Genomic DNA, 5096 nt, shown 5'->3' with positions numbered 1-5096 from the left:
GAGATCGCAAACCTCTCTGCCACACCGGGTCTTCCCTCCGGAGTACGAGAGTGCGTGGTTTGTGACCAACTTGCGGGGAACCCTTCGCCGAACCGTTGCTGGCAGGGTTCGTGCCAACGCTGGCTTAACGGCGGAGCGGAAGCGGCCCTGTTGAACCGGGGCCGGCGAGGCCGGGCCGACCCGCCGGGCAAAGCCCCGCCGACGCTTCGGAAAGCCCTGCCTGTCGGTCGCCCGTCGGGCAGGGCTTTCCGAAGCGGCCGAATCGGGCATCGTTTCCGCATCGGGCGGGCTTGAGCTGGGCGCCGTCGATTTCGGCATCTCGACCACGCTGACGGCTGCGGGGCGCGCCGCACGCGCCCCGCGCCGAAACCGCAGAGCCGGCGAAGGCCGCCAGCCCACTTCCGCGCGAAACGGCTCCCCTACTTCGCCACCAGCACGGAAGCCTTCGAGCCGTGCAGGATCTTGTGGCTCACGCTGCCCAGGTACTCCTTCAGCCCGCTCAAACCCCGGCTTCCCACAACAACCAGGTCGTAATCGCGCTGATCGATCAACTTGAGGATCTCGGTTGCGGGGCTGGTGCCTGTCAGCAGCAGGGAGTCCACCCGGTCGGCCACCGCCTCGCCCATGCTCTGCGCCGCCTCAGTCAGAAGGTCCTCCCCATCGGAGATCATCATATCCAGAATGTCCCTGAAGCTGGCCATCTGGGCTTCGTCCAGAAGCGGGATGGGGACGACGTACACGATGTCCACATGGGCCGCAGGATTCGCTTCAGCCAGGCCGGCAGCCATGTCGAGCGCGCGCCGGGCGCCCTCGGATTCGTCGAACGCAACCAGCAGATTGTTCACAGCCATGGGTTGGCCCCCTTTCGGTTTCGGCGAGCGCCGGCGCGCCGCCGTTGTCCATGCAATCCAGTATAGGCCTTTCTGCGGGCGTCGTCCGCAGAAAGAGCCTGATGTTCCCGTTGCGAAGGGAACGGCACGACGCCAGGCGGCGCGCAGCCCCCCGCGTGCAACGGCCGGCCAACGCCCTCGTGACCGCTTCCGCAACAACCGCGAACGCCCGCGTCCCAACGCTTGCGCACGCCTACGATAGGCCGAAACGAAACAACGCGCCCCTGCGGTCCGACCGCAAGGTCGCGCGACAAGGGAAAGGACGGCCATGCAGCGATTCGATGCGGCGATCATAGGATTCGGGACGGCCGGGCGGGCATTGGGAGCGGCTTTGTCCGATGCCGGCCAAACGGTGGCCGTGGTGGAGCAATCCGATGCGATGTACGGAGGCGCCTGCGTCAACAACGCCTGCATTCCCACGAAGGCGCTCGTAGAGGCGGCGCGCCTGTCGGCGGCCGCAGGAGGTTCCATCGTCGCACGGGAAGAGCGCTACGCGGCCGCCGTGGACGGAATGGACCGGCTGAGAGCCTCCATCCGCAAGCGGAACCACCGATCCCTCGCCGACCGCGCGAACGTGGAGGTGATCATGGGGCGCGCGACGTTTTCCGGCGCCAGGCGCCTGACCGTCTCCGCCCCCGACGGCGTGCGCGAACTGGAAGCGAGCCGCTTGTTCGTGGACACGGGCTCGCTCCCCTCCCTGCCGCCCATCCCCGGCGCGAACAGCCCGCGCGTCCACGTGAGCAGCACGCTCATCAACGTCCGCACGCTGCCCCATCGGCTCGTCGTCATCGGCGGCGGCTTCGTCGGCCTCGAGTTCGCCTCGATGTACGCCGACTTCGGCGCGCAGGTGACCGTGCTGCAGCGCGGACCGGCCATCCTCAAGCACGAAGACCCCGACGCCGCCCAAGCCGTGCGCGACAGCCTGCAAAGCCGGGGCATCACCGTTTTGTGCAACGCCGACGTTGCGCGCATAGACGACGAGCAAAGCCAGGTCTTGGTGATCGCCCGCATCGACGGACACGAGACGCGGCTTCCCGCGCACGCCGTGCTGATCGCCGCCGGACGCACGCCCAACGTCGCAGGGCTTGGGCTGGAAACCGCCGGCATCCAGCTTGACGAGCACGGGGGCATCGCCGTGGACGAGCACCTGCGCACCACGGCCCCCGGCGTCTGGGCCATGGGGGACGCGACCGGAGGCCCCCAGTTCACCTACCTCGCCTACGACGATTTCCGCATAGTCGCCTCCGACGTGCTGGGAGACGGTTCGCGCACCACCCGAAACCGCGGAGCCGTGCCCCGCTGCACGTTCGTTCATCCGCCGTTCGCACGCATCGGCATGACCGAGGGGCAGGCGCGCGAAGCAGGCCATGCCGTTGAGGTCAGGACGCTTCCGGCCTCCGGCATATCGCAGGCGCGCATCTTGCAGGACGACACCGGCCTGATGAAGGCGGTGGTGGACAGGGAATCGGGCCTCCTTTTGGGAATGGACCTGTTCTGCGAGGACGCCCAAGAGCTGGTGAACACGGTGAAGATCGTCATGGACGCGCGCATACCCGTCGCGGCGCTTGGAGGCGCGGTGTTCTCGCATCCGTCGATGACCGAGGCGTTCAACAACCTGTTCTCCTGATCGGACGTGCGAGGGGCATTGCATTCCCCGGCACATCAGGCAAGCCCCAATCCGCGTCTTCAACCAAAATTTTATGCCATTGACATAGCTTTTTGTCCGGCCGAATATAGGCAAGCTGAAGAAAGAAGCCTGACGGGGGCATCCGGGCTGCAGCGGCGCACGTCGCAGCGCCCGTTCGCACCGACAGGCGCAAAGCCATTCGAAAGAACAGGAGAAACCATGGCAATCGAAGCGTACTGCATGAAGTGCAAGGAGAAGCGCGCGATGAAGGACCCCAAAGAGGGCACCACGAAAAACGGCAAGCCCATCACGAAGGGCACCTGCCCGGTGTGCGGCAGCACCATCTGCCGCATCGGCGCCGCGAAGTAGCGCGCAGCGAACAACGTCGAAATCCGTTTATCCACCGCCGGCTCCGTCCGCTTTGCAGGAAGCGGCCGGAGCCGGCGGCGCGAACCATCGAAAAGAGAGGCACCAATGGAAGCATCACCCTTGAAGAAATATGCCGCCGAGGCGTTCGGCACCTTCGTCCTCACATTGTTCGGCTGCGGCAGCGCCGCCATCGCCGGCGCCACCTTGGGCACGCTCGGCATCGCCATGGCGTTCGGGCTGTCGATTGTGGCCATGGCGTTCGTCATTGGAAACGTGTCGGGCTGCCACATCAACCCGGCCGTGTCCTTTGGGCTGTTTTTGGACAAGCGCCTGGACGGCAAGGACCTTATCGGGTACTGGATTGCCCAGTTCATTGGCGGTATTGTGGCTGCGGCCGTGCTCATGCTCATCATCAACATGAGCGATCTGGGCGGCGTTTTGGAAACGGGCCTTGGCTGCGACGGCTACGACGCCGCCTCTGCCGTGGGCCTGAGCATGGCGGGCGCCTTTATCGTTGAGGTTATTCTGACCTGCATCTTCGTTTTGTCGGTGCTGGGCTCCACGGCCGACGAGAAGACCGCTCCGTTCGCCGGCATCATCATCGGCCTGACGCTGGCTTTCGTCCACATCATGGGCATCCCCCTGACCGGCACCTCCGTCAACCCCGCCCGCAGCTTCGGCCCGGCGCTCATGATGGCCGCAAACGGCGACATGACCGCGCTGTCCCAGGTGTGGGTGTTCATCGTGGCCCCGCTGGTGGGCGCAGCCTGCGCCGCCGGCATCTGGATGGCGTTCAAAAAGAGGGAGTCTCGTTAACGGCGAGCCTTCTTGCCAGGGGCAGCATTTCGCCGTTGCGCGACTTGAGGAACACGATGCACAGCGGCACGGGCGCCGAATCCTTTTCCGCGAGCGGCCTCAAAACGCACTCCGGCGTCATGCGCCCCATGGCCGCCACGCCCACGGTGAGCAGAACGCCGTCTTCGTCGAAATGGCGCGGTACGTCGCTGAACGGCACATCGACGTACCGCAGGCCCGGCGCGCGTTTGCGGCACACATCGACGACGCTTTCGTTCGCATCGTCGAACCAGCTCGCCCGCGCAACGGGATACGGCGCCACCTCGGACAGAGAAACCGCGTCCTTGCCGGAAAGAGGATGTCCCGTCCGCATCATCACGCCCGGGGGCACCGTTCCTATGGACAGGCACGTCACGTCAAGGCACTCGATCCGGCCAACCGTGATCAACGCATCGAAACGGCCTTCGCGCAGCCCCGCAAGGCCCTCTTGCGCCACGGCAAGATCCACGACCGCCTCTATGCCAAGCTGATGCGCAATGACCAAGGCGACGTTTTTGCGCACCAGCTCGTTGCCCGCAAACGGCGGCGTGTTCAAAGCCAGACGGAGCTTCTCGTCGGCGTCGTCGTAGATGCGGTAGCGCCGCGCGAACAGGATCAAACCGTCGAACTTTCCCAGCACAGATGACGCGTGCCGATAGAACAAGCGGCCGAGCGGCGTCGGCCTCATGCCGCGGTTTTCGCGTATGAAAAGCCCCCCCCCAGCTCTTTTTCAAGGTCGGCGATGGCCTTGGACACGGCTTGCACCGTTTTGCCCTCTTCCTTGGCGGCCGCCGACAGACTCCCCGAATCGTATACCAGAACAAAATATCTGATTTGTTTGATGTCCAATGCCCATCCCCGCCCTCACGTGCCAACACACCCCGGCCGACCGCACTGCCCAATCGGCCGCCATGGATTCTATTGCCCCGCTCCGAGCATTGGAGGCTCCCCCTTTTGCCTCAACTGTTATTTGAATGAGGAAGACGTCCGCCAAGCACGCGCCGGGGCGGGTGCCGGGCCGCAGGCGGGCGCGAAGCTGCGAAAGGGCGCGGGATGCAAGCGACTGCGGGACCGCGAACGAAAGCCGGGCCGCAGGCGGGCGCGGGTCCGCAAATGGCACGGAGCCGCAAGCGGACGCAGGGCGCCCTCCGTGAAGAAACGAGGCAGCACCGGCTCCGCTCGCCCCGTCATCTCCGTCCTCTGCTATCCTTTGGGTTTTCGAGAACGCCCTTGGAGGGCGCCAAGCATCGCACGGAAAGGAGGGCGCCTTGAGAACGCGCAAGCCAATCGCGCAGAACCGCGGGAAGGGGGAAGGAACAAAACCCATCCGCACGCACCGTGTAATTTCCTTTTCCCCCCACTCCATGTTTTTGACA

The 5096-nt window shown here is 65.2% G+C and carries 6 protein-coding genes; 3 read left to right on the top strand and 3 right to left on the bottom strand.

Translation table 11 applies throughout. The annotated features are described in order from the left end of the window. Window positions 1–419: 419 nt before the first annotated feature. On the bottom strand, window positions 420–851 hold the full coding sequence (locus tag ACWKY3_RS10470) for a universal stress protein (protein WP_449316351.1): 432 nt from the start codon (window positions 849–851) through the stop codon (window positions 420–422). A 307-nt stretch (window positions 852–1158) separates the two neighbouring features. Here ACWKY3_RS10470 and ACWKY3_RS10465 point away from each other — a divergent pair, with 307 nt between their 5' ends. The 3 genes from ACWKY3_RS10465 (at window position 1159) to ACWKY3_RS10455 (ending at window position 3702) form a co-directional block, all read left to right on the top strand. Further along, on the top strand, window positions 1159–2517 hold the full coding sequence (locus tag ACWKY3_RS10465) for an FAD-dependent oxidoreductase (protein WP_449316350.1): 1359 nt from the start codon (window positions 1159–1161) through the stop codon (window positions 2515–2517). 219 nt (window positions 2518–2736) lie between these two features. Next, window positions 2737–2886, top strand: coding sequence for a DUF5679 domain-containing protein (locus tag ACWKY3_RS10460; protein ID WP_449316349.1), 150 nt, complete (start codon window positions 2737–2739; stop codon window positions 2884–2886). Between the two features lie 105 nt (window positions 2887–2991). After that, window positions 2992–3702, top strand: coding sequence for an aquaporin (locus ACWKY3_RS10455; protein WP_449316348.1), 711 nt, complete (start codon window positions 2992–2994; stop codon window positions 3700–3702). Here the strand turns inward: ACWKY3_RS10455 and ACWKY3_RS10450 are convergent. Together ACWKY3_RS10450 and ACWKY3_RS10445 are read right to left on the bottom strand one after the other, a co-directional pair. After that, window positions 3680–4360, bottom strand: coding sequence for a LysR substrate-binding domain-containing protein (locus tag ACWKY3_RS10450; RefSeq protein WP_449316347.1), 681 nt, complete (start codon window positions 4358–4360; stop codon window positions 3680–3682). The two genes, ACWKY3_RS10455 and ACWKY3_RS10450, sit on opposite strands and share 23 nt — an antisense overlap. A gap of 44 nt (window positions 4361–4404) precedes the next feature. Continuing rightward, entirely contained in the window at window positions 4405–4569 is a 165-nt protein-coding gene (locus ACWKY3_RS10445; protein ID WP_449316346.1) for a LysR family transcriptional regulator, read from the bottom strand. Window positions 4570–5096 lie beyond the last annotated feature (527 nt).

The organism is Rubneribacter sp. (assembly GCF_965361815.1).
Note: the sequence above shows the minus strand (reverse complement) of the source record. Positions and strands in the feature narration are given on the sequence as shown.

Coding starts and splice junctions, on each gene's coding strand:
- ACWKY3_RS10465 (WP_449316350.1), top strand. CDS start 1,159: ATGCAGCGATTCGATGCGGCGATCATAGGATTCGGGACGGCCGGGCGG.
- ACWKY3_RS10470 (WP_449316351.1), bottom strand. CDS start 851: ATGGCTGTGAACAATCTGCTGGTTGCGTTCGACGAATCCGAGGGCGCC.
- ACWKY3_RS10455 (WP_449316348.1), top strand. CDS start 2,992: ATGGAAGCATCACCCTTGAAGAAATATGCCGCCGAGGCGTTCGGCACC.
- ACWKY3_RS10460 (WP_449316349.1), top strand. CDS start 2,737: ATGGCAATCGAAGCGTACTGCATGAAGTGCAAGGAGAAGCGCGCGATG.